The organism is Streptomyces sp. NPDC029152 (genome assembly GCF_055564355.1).
Map to the genome: position 1 here is coordinate 43964 of NZ_JBVHWR010000016.1, position 15209 is coordinate 59172.

14 protein-coding genes are annotated in these 15209 nt (G+C 72.5%); 7 read left to right on the forward strand and 7 right to left on the reverse strand.

Annotated elements, in window-relative coordinates; all coding sequences use genetic code 11:
* Positions 1-57: 57 nt before the first annotated feature.
* The 3 genes from ACZ4V6_RS28255 to ACZ4V6_RS28265 form a co-directional block, all read right to left on the reverse strand.
* Positions 58-600, reverse strand: a complete 543-nt coding sequence (locus ACZ4V6_RS28255) for an HXXEE domain-containing protein (RefSeq protein WP_467832930.1) — start codon at positions 598-600, stop codon at positions 58-60.
* A gap of 13 nt (positions 601-613) precedes the next feature.
* On the reverse strand, positions 614-1804 hold the full coding sequence (locus tag ACZ4V6_RS28260; protein ID WP_467832934.1) for a polyamine ABC transporter substrate-binding protein: 1191 nt from the start codon (positions 1802-1804) through the stop codon (positions 614-616).
* A gap of 163 nt (positions 1805-1967) precedes the next feature.
* Entirely contained in the window at positions 1968-3407 is a 1440-nt protein-coding gene (locus ACZ4V6_RS28265; protein ID WP_467832937.1) for a gamma-aminobutyraldehyde dehydrogenase, read from the reverse strand.
* A 185-nt stretch (positions 3408-3592) separates the two neighbouring features.
* Between ACZ4V6_RS28265 and ACZ4V6_RS28270 the strand changes: the two genes are divergently transcribed.
* The 7 genes from ACZ4V6_RS28270 (at position 3593) to ACZ4V6_RS28300 (ending at position 10522) form a co-directional block, all read left to right on the forward strand.
* Positions 3593-4108, forward strand: coding sequence for an Lrp/AsnC family transcriptional regulator (locus ACZ4V6_RS28270; protein WP_107481940.1), 516 nt, complete (start codon positions 3593-3595; stop codon positions 4106-4108).
* 2 nt (positions 4109-4110) lie between these two features.
* Complete coding sequence (locus ACZ4V6_RS28275) at positions 4111-5484, forward strand: aspartate aminotransferase family protein (RefSeq protein ID WP_467832941.1); 1374 nt, start codon at positions 4111-4113, stop codon at positions 5482-5484.
* Positions 5485-5720: 236 nt separating this feature from the next.
* A complete protein-coding gene (locus tag ACZ4V6_RS28280) occupies positions 5721-6488 on the forward strand; it encodes an ABC transporter ATP-binding protein (RefSeq protein WP_467832944.1) in 768 nt (255 codons plus the stop codon).
* Positions 6470-7945, forward strand: a complete 1476-nt coding sequence (locus tag ACZ4V6_RS28285) for a hypothetical protein (protein WP_467832947.1) — start codon at positions 6470-6472, stop codon at positions 7943-7945. The genes ACZ4V6_RS28280 and ACZ4V6_RS28285 overlap by 19 nt, the downstream gene beginning before the upstream one ends.
* Before the next feature lie 108 nt (positions 7946-8053).
* Positions 8054-8461, forward strand: a complete 408-nt coding sequence (locus ACZ4V6_RS28290; protein ID WP_467832949.1) for a VOC family protein — start codon at positions 8054-8056, stop codon at positions 8459-8461.
* A 26-nt stretch (positions 8462-8487) separates the two neighbouring features.
* Entirely contained in the window at positions 8488-9642 is a 1155-nt protein-coding gene (locus ACZ4V6_RS28295; protein WP_467832952.1) for an LOG family protein, read from the forward strand.
* 169 nt (positions 9643-9811) lie between these two features.
* Positions 9812-10522 carry an LAETG motif-containing sortase-dependent surface protein gene (locus tag ACZ4V6_RS28300; RefSeq protein ID WP_467832954.1) on the forward strand — a complete coding sequence of 237 codons (711 nt, stop codon included), beginning with the start codon at positions 9812-9814 and terminating at the stop codon, positions 10520-10522.
* Between the two features lie 61 nt (positions 10523-10583).
* Here the strand turns inward: ACZ4V6_RS28300 and ACZ4V6_RS28305 are convergent, their stop codons facing one another.
* From ACZ4V6_RS28305 to ACZ4V6_RS28320, 4 genes are all read right to left on the reverse strand, one after another.
* A complete protein-coding gene (locus tag ACZ4V6_RS28305; RefSeq protein ID WP_467832956.1) occupies positions 10584-11381 on the reverse strand; it encodes a maleylpyruvate isomerase family mycothiol-dependent enzyme in 798 nt (265 codons plus the stop codon).
* A gap of 25 nt (positions 11382-11406) precedes the next feature.
* Positions 11407-12426, reverse strand: coding sequence for an ABC transporter ATP-binding protein (locus ACZ4V6_RS28310; RefSeq protein WP_467832959.1), 1020 nt, complete (start codon positions 12424-12426; stop codon positions 11407-11409).
* Positions 12427-12428: 2 nt separating this feature from the next.
* Complete coding sequence (locus ACZ4V6_RS28315) at positions 12429-14030, reverse strand: ABC transporter permease (RefSeq protein WP_467833147.1); 1602 nt, start codon at positions 14028-14030, stop codon at positions 12429-12431.
* A gap of 77 nt (positions 14031-14107) precedes the next feature.
* The gene (locus ACZ4V6_RS28320; RefSeq protein ID WP_467832962.1) at positions 14108-15196 is read right to left on the reverse strand and encodes a thiamine ABC transporter substrate-binding protein; all 1089 of its coding nucleotides are present in this window, start codon (positions 15194-15196) and stop codon (positions 14108-14110) included.
* Positions 15197-15209 lie beyond the last annotated feature (13 nt).

Below are 15209 nucleotides of genomic sequence, written 5' to 3' on the forward strand. Positions count from 1 at the left end.
ATCCGGCGCGGGGCGTGCGCGGAGGAGGACGGCCGCCGTCCTTCCCGCGCACCTCGCTCAGGCGGTCCCGACGAGCCGCCGCGCCGCCGCGTGCGAGGCGGCCGTCGCCGCGCCCGCCAGGCCGAGTCCCAGGGCGAGGTCCCGCGGGCGCGTGGGACGCAGGACGCCGGCGCGGCGCAGGCGGTGGCGGGCCCAGAGGGTGAACGGGACGACGAGCAGGGGCGAGGTGGCGGAGCCGGGGGTGTAGCCGCGGACGAGCCCCGCCTGCGCGAGGTGGACCAGGCCGTGCAGCCCGAAGGCATGGAGCGCGGTCTGGTACGCGGCCGACCGGCCACCGGTCACCCGGCCCGCGGCGGACGCGGAGGCCACGATCACGGCCATCGCCCCGACCGCGGCGGCGAACTCCCGCGCCCCGGCCGACCCGGCCCGCCGCCACACCGCCTCCGGCACGGCCGGGTACCGCTCGCGCAGCGCGGGCAGGTTGCGCCGCCACCAGCCGGGCACGGCCACCAGTTCCTCGGCGTCGTGCAGCGCCCAGGCCGCCAGCAGTCCGAGGGTCACCGCACCGGCGACCTCTTCATCACGTGATGAATTGTCCACGGCGATCAGTCTGCTACACGCCCACGATCCCGTTCCACCGCTTCGCGAACTCCGTCCGCTCCCCCGCCGGGATGTCCCGCGCGATCGCGAGCCGTTCGCGCATCGCCGCGTCCGGGAAGATCAGCGGGTCCTCGGCCAGGGCGGCGGTCTCCTCGTCGTCGCTGGAGGCGAGCACGTCCCGTGCGGCGGGGACCGGGCAGACGTAGTTGACCCAGGCGGCCAGTTCGGCGGCGACCTCGGGCTGGTAGTAGTGGTCGATCAGCCGCTCGGCGTTGGCCTTGTGGCCGGCCAGGTCGGGGATCATGAGGGACTCCGCCCACAGTTCGGCGCCCTCCTCGGGGACGACGAACTCGATGTCCGGGTCGTCCGCCTGGAGCTGGATCACGTCACCGGAGTAGGCCTGGCAGGCCAGGACGTCGCCGCTGGAGAGGTCCTTGATGTAGTCGTTGCCGGTGAAGCGGCGGATCTGGCCCCTGGCCACCTGCTTCTCCACCTGGTCGCAGACCGCGTGGAAGTCGTCCGCCCTCCAGTCGGTGATGTCCACGCCGTTGCCCTGCATCAGCAGCGCGAAGGCCTCGTCCATGCCGGAGAGCAGCGTCACCCGGCCCTTGAGGTCGTCCGCCCACAGGTCGGACACGTGCCGGATCTCCCGGCCGAGCCGACGGCGGTTGTAGGCGATGCCGGTGATGCCCGACTGCCACGGCACGGTGAACTTCCGGCCCGGGTCGAAGGCGGGCGAACGCAGCAGCGGGTCCAGGTGCTCGGTGACGTTCGGCTGCCGGGAGCGGTCCATCTCCTGCACCCAGCCGAGCCGGACGAAGCGGCCGCACATCCAGTCGCTGATGACGATCAGGTCGCGGTCGGTGGGCTGGTGGTTCATCAGGGACGGGCTGATCTTGCCGAAGAACTCGTCGTTGTCGTTGATCTCCTCGATGTAGTCGACGGAGATGCCGGTCCGCTCCGCGAACGCCTCGAGGGTGGGCCGCCGGCCCGGGTGCTCGTCGTCGGTGTCGATGTAGAGCGGCCAGTTCGCCCAGGTGAGCCGTCTGTCGGTGGCGGACAGATCGGCGGCGGCGCGCTCGTCGGCGGGCACGTACGCGGCGGGCACCCCGCAGCCGGCGAGGCCGCCGAGCGCGGCACCGGCACCGAGGGCGCGCAGCAGGGTCCGACGGGAGAGCGGGGACGACTTCGGTGTCAGGGGCATTCGGGCAGCATGCCGCCCGTGCGCGCCGCCGGACAATTGACGTCGCGTCGAGCGGACCGGCCCGGACCCGACACCTTGTCGATCACGCGCCGCCCGCGGGCGGGGACGCGAACGGCGCGGCCCCGGACGGCAGTTCCCGTCCGGGGCCGCGCCGTCGAGCGCGTCAGGCGTCCAGCGACGTCATCACGTGCTTGATCCGCGTGTAGTCCTCGAAGCCGTACCCCGACAGGTCCTTGCCGTAGCCGGACTTCTTGAAGCCGCCGTGCGGCATCTCGGCGACCAGCGGGATGTGGGTGTTGATCCACACACAGCCGAAGTCGAGCTTCTTGGACATCCGCATGGCGCGGCCGTGGTCCTTGGTCCACACCGAGGACGCCAGCGCGTAGTCGACGCCGTTGGCCCACTCCACGGCCTGGTCCTCGTCGCGGAAGGACTGGACGGTGATGACCGGGCCGAAGACCTCGTTCTGGATGATCTCGTCGTCCTGCTCGAGGCCCGAGACGACGGTCGGGGCGTAGAAGTAGCCCTTGTCGCCGACCCGGTGACCGCCGGCCTCGACCTTGGCGTGGGCGGGCAGCCGCTCGATGAACCCGGCGACCTGCTTGAGCTGGTTGGGGTTGTTCAGCGGGCCGTACGCCACGTCCTCGTCGTCCGGCTGCCCGGTCTTGATCTCGGACGCGGCCTTCGCGAGCGCGCTCACGAACTCGTCGTGGATCGACTCGTGGACCAGTACGCGCGTGGCGGCGGTGCAGTCCTGGCCGGCGTTGAAGTAGCCCGCCTCCGAGATGCCCTCGACGGCCTTGGGGATGTCGGTGTCCTCGAAGACCACGACCGGCGCCTTGCCGCCCAGCTCCAGGTGGACCCGCTTGAGGTCCTTGGAGGCGGACTCGGCGACGGACATGCCGGCCCGCACGGAGCCGGTGATGGAGGCCATCGCCGGGGTCGGGTGCTCGACCATCAGGCGGCCGGTGTCGCGGTCGCCGCAGACGACGTTGAAGACGCCCTTGGGCACGATCGAACCGATGATCTCGGCCATCAGGGCCGTGGAGGCGGGGGTCGTGTCCGAGGGCTTCAGGACGACCGTGTTGCCCGCGGCGAGCGCCGGGGCGAACTTCCACACGGCCATCATCATCGGGTAGTTCCACGGGGCGACCTGCGCGCAGACGCCGATCGGCTCGCGGCGGACCATGGAGGTCAGGCCCTCCATGTACTCGCCGGCGCTGCGGCCCTCCAGCATCCGGGCAGCGCCCGCGAAGAAGCGGATCTGGTCGACCATCGGCGGGATCTCCTCGGAGCGGGTCAGCCCGATGGGCTTGCCCGTGTTCTCCACCTCCGCCGCGATCAGTTCCTCGGCCCGCTCCTCGAACGCGTCCGCGATCTTGAGGAGGGCCTTCTGCCGCTCGGCCGGGGTGGTGTCGCGCCAGCCCGGGAAGGCCGCGGCGGCGGCCGCCATGGCGGCGTCGACGTCCGCCTGCCCGGACAGGGGAGCGGTCGCGTAGGCCTCGCCCGTCGCGGGGTTGACCACCTCGGTGGTCCGTCCGTCGGCGGCGTCCCGGAACTCACCGTCGATGTAGTTGCGCAGACGACGCAGCTCGGTGCTCACTGCCGGCCCTCCAAGTTCGGATGTCGATCGGATCTCTCAGGCGTCCAAGCACTGAGACACCCACCCTAGACGGAGACCTGACGTTTTCAACACCCCCGGTCGCCTCCGGGTTGCGAAATCCGCAGACTTAAACCTCCTGAACAACGAATTTCATCGATCCCGCCTTGCAAAACTGTCGATACGTCGTGCACAGTGAAGTCGTGGCCAGTCGAAGCGCAGACCCGAAGGACTCCCGCGAGTCCAGGAACGGCGGTCCCCAGTTGGACGCCGTCTCCCTCGCCATCATCGAACAGCTCCAGGAGGACGGCCGCCGGCCGTACGCCGCGATCGGCAAGGCCGTCGGCCTGTCGGAGGCGGCCGTGCGCCAGCGCGTCCAGAAGCTGCTCGACCAGGGCGTGATGCAGATCGTCGCCGTCACGGACCCGCTCACCGTGGGCTTCCGCCGGCAGGCGATGGTCGGCGTCAACGTCGAGGGCGACGTGGAGTCCGTCGCCGACGCGCTGGCGGCCATGTCCGAGTGCGAGTACGTGGTGATGACCGCGGGCTCCTTCGACCTGATGGTGGAGGTCGTCTGCGAGGACGACGACCACCTCCTCGAGGTCATCAACCGACGCATCCGGGCCGTCCCCGGAGTGCGCTCCACCGAGAGCTTCGTCTACCTCAAGCTCAAGAAGCAGACCTATATGTGGGGAACCCGATAATCGTGAGCACCGACAGCCCCAAGGACCTCAGCAGGACCGCCTACGACCACCTGTGGATGCACTTCACCCGCATGTCGTCGTACGAGAACGCCCCCGTCCCCACCATCGTCCGCGGTGAGGGCACCCACATCTACGACGACAAGGGCAGGCGCTACCTCGACGGCCTCGCCGGCCTGTTCGTGGTGCAGGCCGGACACGGCCGCCAGGAGCTTGCCGAGACCGCCATGAAGCAGGCGCAGGAGCTCGCCTTCTTCCCGGTGTGGTCCTACGCCCACCCGAAGGCCGTCGAGCTGGCCGAGCGCCTGGCGAACGAGGCCCCCGGCGACCTCAACAAGGTCTTCTTCACCACGGGCGGCGGTGAGGCGGTCGAGACCGCGTGGAAGCTCGCCAAGCAGTACTTCAAGCTGATCGGCAAGCCCACCAAGTACAAGGTCATCTCCCGCGCGGTCGCCTACCACGGCACCCCGCAGGGCGCCCTGTCCATCACCGGCCTGCCCGGCCTGAAGGCCCCCTTCGAGCCGCTCGTGCCCGGCGCGCACAAGGTGCCGAACACCAACATCTACCGCGCCCCGCTCTTCGGCGACGACCCCGAGGCCTTCGGCCGCTGGGCCGCCGACCAGATCGAGCAGCAGATCCTGTTCGAGGGCCCGGAGACGGTCGCGGCCGTCTTCCTGGAGCCCGTGCAGAACGCCGGCGGCTGCTTCCCGCCCCCGCCCGGCTACTTCCAGCGCGTGCGCGAGATCTGCGACCAGTACGACGTGCTGCTCGTCTCGGACGAGGTCATCTGCGCCTTCGGCCGCCTCGGCACGACGTTCGCCTGCGACAAGTTCGGCTACGTCCCGGACATGATCACCTGCGCCAAGGGCATGACCTCGGGCTACTCCCCGATCGGCGCCTGCATCATCTCCGACCGCCTGGCCGAGCCGTTCTACAAGGGCGACAACACCTTCCTGCACGGCTACACCTTCGGCGGCCACCCGGTCTCCGCGGCGGTCGGCCTCGCCAACCTCGACCTGTTCGAGCGCGAGGGCCTCAACCAGCACGTCCTCGACAACGAGGGCAACTTCCGCGCCACCCTGGAGAAGCTGCTCGACCTGCCGATCGTCGGCGACGTCCGCGGCAACGGCTTCTTCTACGGCATCGAGCTGGTCAAGGACAAGAACACCAAGGAGTCGTTCAACGAGGAGGAGACCGAGCGGATCCTCTACGGCTTCCTCTCCAAGGCGCTCTTCGACAACGGCCTGTACTGCCGTGCCGACGACCGCGGCGACCCGGTCATCCAGCTCGCCCCGCCGCTGATCTCCAACCAGGAGACCTTCGACGAGATCGAGCAGATCCTGCGCGCCACGCTGACGGAGGCGTGGACGAAGCTCTGATCCCGCGGCGCCGGTCCCCGGCGCCGGCAGCGAGGAGCCCCGGTCATCCTTCCGGATGATCATCACCGGCCCCGGCACCGTCCGTTCGAGTGAGAAACGGCGGCCCGGGGCCGTGTGCTGTCCGGCCGCGCCCCGGCGACTGCCTACGGTGCCTCGTGACCGATCGGCCCCGCCTTCGTTCCCCCGGACGGGGGAAACGGCCGGGGAAAAACGGATCAGAACCGAGGTGTACGCCCATGGAGGCTCCGCCGGACAACGACGTGCTCTGGGCCCGCGCCCTGCACTTCCAGCACCACGACGGCTCGCCCGCGCTGCAGGGCGTCTCGCTCGGCGTCCGGGAGGGCGAGATCCTCGCCGTCAGCGGCCCGCGCGGCAGCGGCAAGACGACGCTGCTGCGGTGTCTGTCCGGACTGCTGCGGGTACGGGAGGGCGAGGTCTGGTTCAACAGCGTGCCGGTCCACACCATGGGACCGATCGGCCGCGAACGACTGCGCCGCGACCGCTTCGCCTGGATCGACCCCGCCCCCGTGCTCGTCCCGGAGCTCAACGTCTGGGAGAACACCGCCCTCCCCCTCATGCTGCGCGGCGTCGCCCGGCGCCGGGCGAAGACGACCGCCCTGGAGTGGCTGGAGCGCCTCGACGTCGGCGGCGCGTCCCGCCGGCGCCCGCACGAACTCCAGCAGGCCGAGCGGCAGCGCGTCTGCATCGCCCGCGCGCTCGCCGTCACCCCCTCGGTCCTGTTCGCCGACGAGCCGACGGCGCCCCTGCACCGTGCCGACCGCTCCCATGTGCTGCGGACGCTGACCACGGCGGCCCGCTCGCACGGCATCACCGTCGTCCTCGCCACGCACGACGCGCAGACCGCCGCGCTCGCGGACCGCACGGTCTCGCTGCTGGACGGCCGGCGGGTCAGGACCGTGCACCTGCCGCCGGTGACCGAGACCACCGTGGCCTCCGGGGGCACCGCGACGGAAGGCCGGGCAGCGTGCTCGCTCTCCGTCTGACCCGCCGCGCCCGGCTCGCCGTCCAGCTGCGCCGTCTGATGGTCGCGGCGTTCTCGGCGGGCACGGGTTTCCTGCTGCTGTGCGCCCTCGGCCACGCGATCGGCCACCCGGGCTCGTCCGGCGCCTCCGCCCTCCGCCTCGCCTGGTGCGCGGCCCCCCTCTGCGCCACCGTGTACTTCGCCGTCGCCGCGGCCCGCGCCGACCCGGGCACCCGGCCCCGCTCAGGCCTGTCGGCGATCGGCCTCGGCCCCGGCCGGCTGATGGCCGTCTCCGCGGCGACCACGGCCCTGTCCGGAGCGCTCGGCTCGCTGGCGGCCCTGCTCCTCTTCCTCCACCTGCGCGGTGACCTGACGGCCACGCCCTTCGACGGCGCCGCGGCCGACTCCCTCGCCGTCGGCCTGCCCCTCCCCTTCCCCGCGGCCGTGACCCTCCTGACGCTGCTCCCGGCGACCGCGTCCGCCGCGGTGGCCCTGTCCCTCCGCCCCCGCGACGCGCCGCCCGCCCGCGCCGCCGGCGCCCGCGGCTACGGCCGTTTCGGCGCGTACGGCCGGGGCGCGGCCCGCGAGACCTTCGGCGCCTACGGCCGCTTCGGCGCCCGCCGGGCCACCAGGAGGACCACGCCCGACACCACCGCCGCGGCCTCTCCCGCCCCGGCCACGGCCACCGCCTCCGCCGACGTCCGCACCGCCGAACTCGCCGGCGCCCTCGCCACGGACCCCGCGGGCGGCCGCTCCGCCGAGCCCGCTCAGCCTGCGGACGGCCGGGCCGCCGGGGGCACCCCCTCCGGGAGGGGCACCCGCTGCGCGCCCACAAGCGCTCCCCACCTCCCGGCCCCGGCGGACGCCCGGGCGCACACCCCGGACACCGCCCGCCGTCAGAACACCACCACCCTCCCCTGGGGCATCGCCGTCCTCACCGCCGGCCTCGCCGTGGAGGCCTACGCCGGCAACACGGCCACCCCCGACACCGCCCCCTCCGCCGGCGTCCTCCTCGGCTGGACCCTGACCGCCCTGGGCCTCGCCCTCGCCGGCCCCGGCCTCACCCACCTGTGCGGCCGTCTCCTCCAGGCCGTCCGCCCCGGCGCCCTGCGCCTGCTCGCCGGCCGCGTCCTCATGGAGGAGTCGAGCCGCATCGGCCGCCCCCTGGGCGTCGTCTGCGCCGTGGCCTCCGCGCTCTACGCGGCGGCGGTCCTGTACGGCGGGGACGGACCGGCCTCCCACCCCCTGGGCGCCCTCGGCGCCCTCGTCGTGGCGGGCGCCACGGTGGCCACCCTGCTCACCTCGGCCGCCGAGGCCAAGCACACCCGCGCCGACACCACCACCGCCCTGCTGCGGCTGGGCGCGCCCCGGACGACGCTGCGCGCCGCCGCCGCCGTGCGGGCCGTCGCGCTGCTGGCCCTCTTCGGTCCGCCGACCTTCCTCGTCGCGGCCCTGGCCGCGCTGCCCCTGGCCCGCTGACGAAGATCCCCGAGTTTTCCCCCCGACCGCCGATGATTTCCGCGCCGTCCTCCCGTCTGACCCTGCGAACGGCACGACAACGGCACGGCACCGACGGGAGAGACCCCCATGTACCAGCAGATGATCTTCGTGAACCTGGCGACGAACGACCTCGACGCCTCGAAGAAGTTCTTCACGGAGCTCGGCTTCGCGCTCGACGCCCGGTTCAGCGACGAGACCGCCGCCTCGGTCGTGATCAGCGACACGATCGTCGCCATGCTGCTGACCAAGGAGAAGTACGCGCAGTTCACGAAGAAGGAGATCGTGGACTCGACGAAGGCCAGCGAGGTGCTGATCGCGCTGAGCGCGGAGAGCCGCGAGAAGGTCGACGAGCTGGTGGAGAGGGCGGTCGCCGCGGGCGGTTCGGTCTCCGGCGAGACCCAGGACCACGGCTTCATGTACGGCCGGGCCTTCGACGACCTCGACGGTCACACCTGGGAGGTCGCGTGGATGGACCCGGCGGTCCTCGAGGACTGACCGGGACGCGCACCTAGCATGGGCGGGTGGATCCGACACCCGCCCAGCCCCAGCCGCCGTCCCCGTCCCAGGCGCAGTCCCACCACGCCTCGCACGACCGGGAGATAGAGACCCTCGCCGAGTTCGACGAGGTCGTCTCCGCGCACGGCACCCTCGCCCACCACCGCGTCCAGGCCGTCGACCTGACGGCCCGTACGGACGCCCTCCTCTCCGCGGACCTCACGGGCGCCGTCTTCCTCGGCTGCCCGATGGCGCCCGAGGCGGCGGCCCGTGTGCGCGCCGCGGGGGCCCTGGTCTTCCCGCCCGTGCCCGGTCTGCCCTTCGACCCGTACCGCGGACACGTCTACTCCCCCGACGAGTTGTACGCCTGCCTCGACGACGGCTACGAGGCGACGCCGGACGCGCTGGCCCACACCTGGTTCCAGCACACCAAGGCGGACGGCGACGTGTTCGCCTCCATGCTGCGCGCGATCCACGACGACGCGGTCTCGGACGCGGTCGACGAACTCCTGGCCAAAGCGCGGGTGGTGGGCGTCATGGGCGGCCACGCCATGGCCCGCGGCACCCTCGCCTACGCGGGCGCCGCGCGTCTGGGGCGCGAGCTGACCCGCGCCGGGTTCACCGTCGCCACCGGTGGCGGACCGGGCGCCATGGAGGCCGCGAACCTCGGCGCGTACTCCGCCCCGTTCCGCGACGGCATGCTGGACGACGCCCTGACGCTCCTCGCGAAGGTCACGTCGTTCGCGCCGTCGGTCACCGACTGGGCGCGCTCCGCCTTCGAGGTGCGGGAGCGCTGGCCCGGGGGCGGTGCCTCGGTCGGCATCCCGACCTGGTTCTACGGCCACGAGCCGCCGAACGCCTTCGCGGCGCACATCGCCAAGTACTTCGCCAACGCCACCCGCGAGGACGGCCTGCTGGCGCGCTCGACCGCGGGCGTGGTGTTCCTGCCGGGCGCCGCCGGCACCGTCCAGGAGATCTTCGACAACGCGACGCCCAACTACTACGAGTCACGGGGCGGTCCCACCCCCATGGTGCTCGTGGACCGGGCGCACTGGACGCGGACGCTGCCGGCCTGGCCGCTGCTGACGTCGCTGGCCGAGGGGCGGTCCATGGAGGCCCGGATCGCGCTGGTGGACCGGATCGAGGAGGCCCCCGAGGCGCTGAAACGTCTCGGCGGTTAATGAGAGGGCAAAGCCAACGCGCTTGGCGGGTACAGGCGTTGACACTGCTTATGCACCGCTTATAGACCAGTGAGGCTCCTGGGAGTGTCGATGGCATCGGAGCAGACACCGGCGATGGCATCGGCACCCTCTCCACCCCCCGCATCCGCGCTTCCCGTGAAGGAACAACGTGGCAGTCCTGTCCATACTCAGCCGCACGGCGTCCCGCCGTAGCGTCCGTGCCCTCGGCGTCGCCTCGGCCACGGCGGCCCTCGCGATCGGCGCCGCCGGCAACGCCTTCGCCTGCGACATCGGCGAGTTCTCCGCCGCCGCCACGTGCGACGGCGGCAAGGGGATCATCACCGTCACCGACGTGGACCCCGCCGGCGTCCCCGCCACCGTCACCGTGTACCTGGAGAACAAGGGCTCCGACGCCCAGAAGATCGGCGAGCAGGTGGTCAGGGGCTCCCGCGAGGGCAGCACCATCACCTTCGCCGCGGACTGGAAGCCGAACGCCGAGTACCGCATCCACGTCAAGGCCGGCGGCTACGTCGACGAGGACATCGAGCCGAACCTCGTGACCCCGGCGACCGCCTGCGAGACCGAGGACACGCCGTCCCCGACCCCCTCCCAGAGCTCGTCCGCCCCGGCCGAGGAGACCGGGACGCCGGCTCCGGCCCCGTCGCCGTCGGCCCCCTCCGCCTCGCAGAGCGAGAGCACCGCCCCGGCGGCCGTGCCGAGCAGCGCCCCGTCCCCGGCGGCCGGTGAGTCCCACCTCGCCGAGACCGGTGCGAACTCCAACACCGGCATGATCGTCGGCATCGCGGCGGCCCTCGTCGTCGTCGGTGGCGGCGCGGTCTTCTTCGGCCTGCGCCGTCGCGGGGCGAACGGCAGCCGCTGACGCCCTGTGACATCCGTACGAACGGTGGCCCGTCCCCGGCCGGGGACGGGCCACCGTCGTGTCAGCCGAACGAGGCCCGCTCCAGCCAGAACTCCAGCAACTCCCGCTCGCCGAGCACCTCCAGACCGGGGGCGTCCAGCGGCAGCCGGCGGTAGAAGGCGAGCAGGACGTCCGTGAGGGGCCCCCGCAGAACGGCGTCCGCCTTCTCGTGGCCGCGGCGCCAGGTGAGGCCGTCCTCGCCGAGCTCGATCAGCCACTCGGCGTTCAGTTCCAAAGCGGCGTCGGTGGCGTGCAGGTGGATGCTCCGGCCGGGCCCGCGCAGCTCGTTCGCCTCGGGGTCCGTGCCGGTCCGCTGCACGAACTGGACGATCTCCAGCCATTCGTCGATCGCGTCGGCGGCCACGTCCGGCGCCACGCGGTAGGGCTGTCCGGCGGTGAGCACGGCGTCCGCGCGGTGGACGGTGACCTCGTGCGTCATCCGGCGCGCCCAGAAGCCCGCGTCGTGCCGCCCGCTCCACGACCACACCTTCGCCTCCGGCCCGGCCTCGCGCAGCGCGCCGACGAGCGCCTCGCCCGACTCCGCCAGCCAGGCGTCCAGCGCGGCGGCGTCGCCCCTGGCGTCCGGACCGGCGGCGCCCGGCACCTGCTCGTCGGGGACGTTCTCCCGGGCCCGGGTGCGCACCAGCAGCTCCACCCAGCGCAGCGCGCCTCCCGTGTGCCGGACCAGGTCCTCCAGGGACCAGTCCGGGCAGGTCGGGACGGTGGCGGAGAGATCGGTGCCGGAGGTCACCAGATCCCTCAACTGTCCGACCTGGTGGGCCGTCTCGTCGCAGTAACGCTCGTGTGCCAGTGACGTCATGACCCGCATCCTAGGAGCGGGACGATCACCCGAGCACCACGGTTTCCGCCCCGTCGAACTCCACCCCGACCGTGTCCCCGACCTCCGGAGCCGCCCGCAGCGCGCACGCCGCCTCCAGGCGGGGCGCGTCCTTGGGCTGCAGGCGGACGGCGACGTGGGTGCCGCGGAAGGTGCGGGCGGCGACCGTGCAGCGCAGGCCGGCGTCGGCGGGCACGATCCTGACCCCGGCGGGCCGCACGAGCACGGTCCGCGTGCCCTGGGGAGCGTCCTCGGGGACCGGCACCTTGCCCCAGGGGGTGGCCGCGACCTGCCCGGCGACGGTCGCCTCCACCACGTTGTCGAAGCCGAGGAAGCGGGCCACGAAGGCGTCCGCCGGCCGCTGCCACACCTGAAGCGGCGTCCCCTCCTGGGCGATCCGCCCGTCCCGCATCACCACCACCCGGTCGGCGAGCGCGAAGGCCTCCGACTGGTCGTGCGTCACGGCGAGCACGGTGGTGCCCAACAGGCCGAACAGCTCGCGCAGTTCCACCACCAACCGCTCCCGCAGCGAGCGGTCGAGCTGGCCGAGCGGCTCGTCCAGCATCAGCAGCCGGGGCCGGGGCGCGAGGGCGCGGGCCAGCGCCACCCGCTGCTGCTCACCGCCGGAGAGCGCGGCGACGGACCGGCGGGCGGCGCCCGGCAGGCCCACCAGTTCCAGCAGCTCCCGTACGTCCTCCTGCTGCCGGGCCCGCGACGCACCCCGCATCCGCGGCCCGAAGGCGATGTTCCCGGCCACGTCCCGCTGCGGGAACAGCTGGTGGTCCTGGAACATCAGCCCGACCTCGCGCTTGTGCGCGGGCACCCCGGACTGGTCCCGCCCGTCCAGCACCACCCGTCCGGCGTCCAGCGGCTGGAGGCCGGCGACCGCGCGCAGCAGCGTCGACTTGCCGCTGCCGCTGGGCCCCAGCACGCACACGACCTCGTGCTCGGCGACCTCCAGGTCGACGGCGTCGAGCACGGCCCGCCCGCCGAAGCGGACGGTCGCTCCCCGCAGACTCAGCAGCATCCCTAGAACTCCCCGCTCCGGTCGGTCCGCAGCCGCTCCAGCACCACCAGGGCCACGGCGCACACCACCATCAGAATCGTCGACAGGGCCATCGCCTGCCCGTAGTTCAGGTCCCCGGGCCGCCCCAGCAGCCGCGCCACGGCGACCGGCAGCGTCGGGTTGTCGGGCCGGGCGATGAACACGGTCGCCCCGAACTCCCCCAGCGACACCGCGAAGGCGAACCCGGCGGCGATCAGCAGCGCCCGCCGCACCATCGGCAGGTCGACCTCCCGCCACACCCGCCACGGCGACGCCCCGAGCACCGCCGCCGCCTCCCGCAGCCGCACGTCCACCGCCCGCAGCACCGGCAGCATGGTGCGTACGACGAAGGGGACGCCGACCAGCGCCTGGGCGAGCGGCACCAGGATCCAGGAGGACCTGAGGTCCAGCGGGGGTTCGTCCAGGGCGATCAGGAAACCGAAGCCGACCGTCACGGCGGACACCCCGAGCGGCAGCATCAGCAGCGCGTCGAAGCCGCGCACCAGGCGGCCCGCGTCCCGCCGGGTGAGCGCGGCCGCCGCCAGACCGCCGATGACCACGGCGATCGCGGTGGCGGCGACGGCGTACTGCAGGGAGTTGCCGACCGCCTCGATCGGCGGGACCAGGAAGGTGCCGCCGTCCTCGTGGGTCAGGGCCCGGTAGTAGCCGAGACCGCCGGCGCCGAACGACCGCTGGACCAGCACGGCGAGCGGCAGCACGACGAGGACGGCGACGGTGACGAGCACGCCCCCCAGCAGCGCCCACTGCCCGGCCCCGCGCGGGCGGCGCGCGGTGCGGGAGGCGTCCACCAGCCGCAGCGCCGTCTCGCGCCGCCGTACCGTCCAGGCGTGCACGGCGAGGATGGTGCAGACCGCGGCGAACTGGATCAGCGTCAGCACGGCGGCCGTGGACAGGTCGAAGATCTGCGAGGTCTGCCGGTAGATCTCCACCTCCAGGGTGGAGAAGGCGGGCCCGCCGAGGATCTGGACGACGCCGAAGGAGGTGAAGGTGAACAGGAACACCATCAGCGCGGCGGCGGCCACGGCGGGGGCGAGCGCCGGCAGGGTGACCCGTCGCCAGGCCCGCAGCGGGGAGGCGCCGAGCATCCGCGCGGCCTCCTCCTGGCGCGGGTCGAGCTGCGCCCACAGTCCGCCGACGGTGCGTACGACGACGGCGTAGTTGAAGAAGACGTGCGCGAGCAGGATGGCCCACACCGTGGTGTCCAGCCGGACGCCCCACAGCTCGTCGAGCAGTCCGCCCCGCCCGACGAGCGCTAGGAACGCGGTGCCCACCACGACCGTCGGCAGCACGAACGGCACGGTCACCACGGCCCGCAGCACCTGCTTGCCGGGAAAGTCGAGGCGGGCGAAGACGTACGCGCCGGGCAGGGCGATCAGCAGGGTGAGCGCGGTGGACGCGAGCGCCTGCCAGGTGGTGAACCACAGCACGTGCCGGACGTCGGACTGGGCCAGCACGTCCCCGATCCGCCCGAACCGCCAGACCCCGTCGACCTCCAGACCGCGCGCGACGATCGCGGCGACGGGGTAGGCGAAGAAGACCGCGAAGAACGCGACGGGGCCGGCCATCAGGGCCAGCCGCGCCGCGCTCCCGCGCCGCCGGGTGCCGGCGGCGCGGGCGGCCTCGGTCGCTTCGGTCGCTTCGGTCACTTCAGGAGGAGCGAGGTCCACGACTTGACCCACTGGTCGCGGTTGTCGGCGATCTTCTCCGGGTCCAGGGTCTGCGGGTTCTCGGCCTGCGGGCCGTACTTCACGAACTCCGGCGGGACCTGGGCCGCCTCGCGCACCGGGTGGACGAACATGTTCAGCGGCATGTCGTCCTGGAACTCCTTGCTGATCAGGAAGTCGAGCAGCGCCTTGCCGCCCTCGGGGTTCTTCGCGTTGCTCAGCAGGCCCGCGTACTCGACCTGGCGGAAGCAGGTGCCGGTGGCGACGCCCGTGGGCGCGGTGTCCGGCTTCGGGTCGGCGTAGATCACCTCGGCGGGGGGCGAGGAGGCGTAGGAGACGACGAGCGGGCGGTCGCCCTTCGCCTTCTTGCCGCCGGACGAGCCGGAGAACTCCTCGTTGTACGCCTGCTCCCAGCTGTCGACGACCTTGACGCCGTTCGCCTTCAGCTTCTTCCAGTACCCCTCCCAGCCGTCGTCGCCGTACCTGGCGGCGGTGCCCAGCAGGAAGCCGAGGCCGGGCGAGGAGCTGCCGGCGTCCTCCGTGACGAGGAGGTTCTTGTACGCGGGCTTGGCGAGGTCGTCGAAGGAGTCGGGCGGGGTCAGCTTGTGCTCGCTGAAGTACGCCTTGTCGTAGTTGACGCAGATGTCACCGGTGTCGATGGGCGTGACGCGGTGCCTGTCCTGGTCGACCCGGTACTCGGGAAGGATCATGTCGGAGCCCTTGGGCTCGTACGGCTGGAACAGGCCGTTGTCGAGCGCGCGGGACAGCAGCGTGTTGTCGACGCCGAAGAAGACGTCGCCCTGCGGGTTGTCCTTGGTGAGGATGGCCTTGTTGACGGCCTGTCCGGCGTCGCCGTCCTCGAGGACCTTGACCTTGTAGCCGGAGCTCTTCTCGAAGTCCGCGATGACGTTCTTGGACGCGGCCCACGAGTCGTGGCTGACGAGGGTCACGGTCTTGGAACCGCCGGCCCCCTGGTCGTCGCCGTCGGACGACGATCCGCAGGCGGCCAGGCCGCCGACGAGGCCGAGCCCGACGGCCAGGGCACTGACCTTCTTGGTGATGCTCACGGAATTCCTCCTG

Excerpts from the sequence above, each read along its gene's own strand:
- ACZ4V6_RS28280 (WP_467832944.1), top strand. The coding sequence starts at position 5,721 with ATGGAGGCTCCGCCGGACAACGACGTGCTCTGGGCCCGCGCCCTGCAC.
- ACZ4V6_RS28310 (WP_467832959.1), bottom strand. The coding sequence starts at position 12,426 with ATGCTGCTGAGTCTGCGGGGAGCGACCGTCCGCTTCGGCGGGCGGGCC.
- ACZ4V6_RS28305 (WP_467832956.1), bottom strand. The coding sequence starts at position 11,381 with ATGACGTCACTGGCACACGAGCGTTACTGCGACGAGACGGCCCACCAG.
- ACZ4V6_RS28315 (WP_467833147.1), bottom strand. The coding sequence starts at position 14,030 with ATGGCCGGCCCCGTCGCGTTCTTCGCGGTCTTCTTCGCCTACCCCGTC.
- ACZ4V6_RS28260 (WP_467832934.1), bottom strand. The coding sequence starts at position 1,804 with ATGCCCCTGACACCGAAGTCGTCCCCGCTCTCCCGTCGGACCCTGCTG.
- ACZ4V6_RS28290 (WP_467832949.1), top strand. The coding sequence starts at position 8,054 with ATGTACCAGCAGATGATCTTCGTGAACCTGGCGACGAACGACCTCGAC.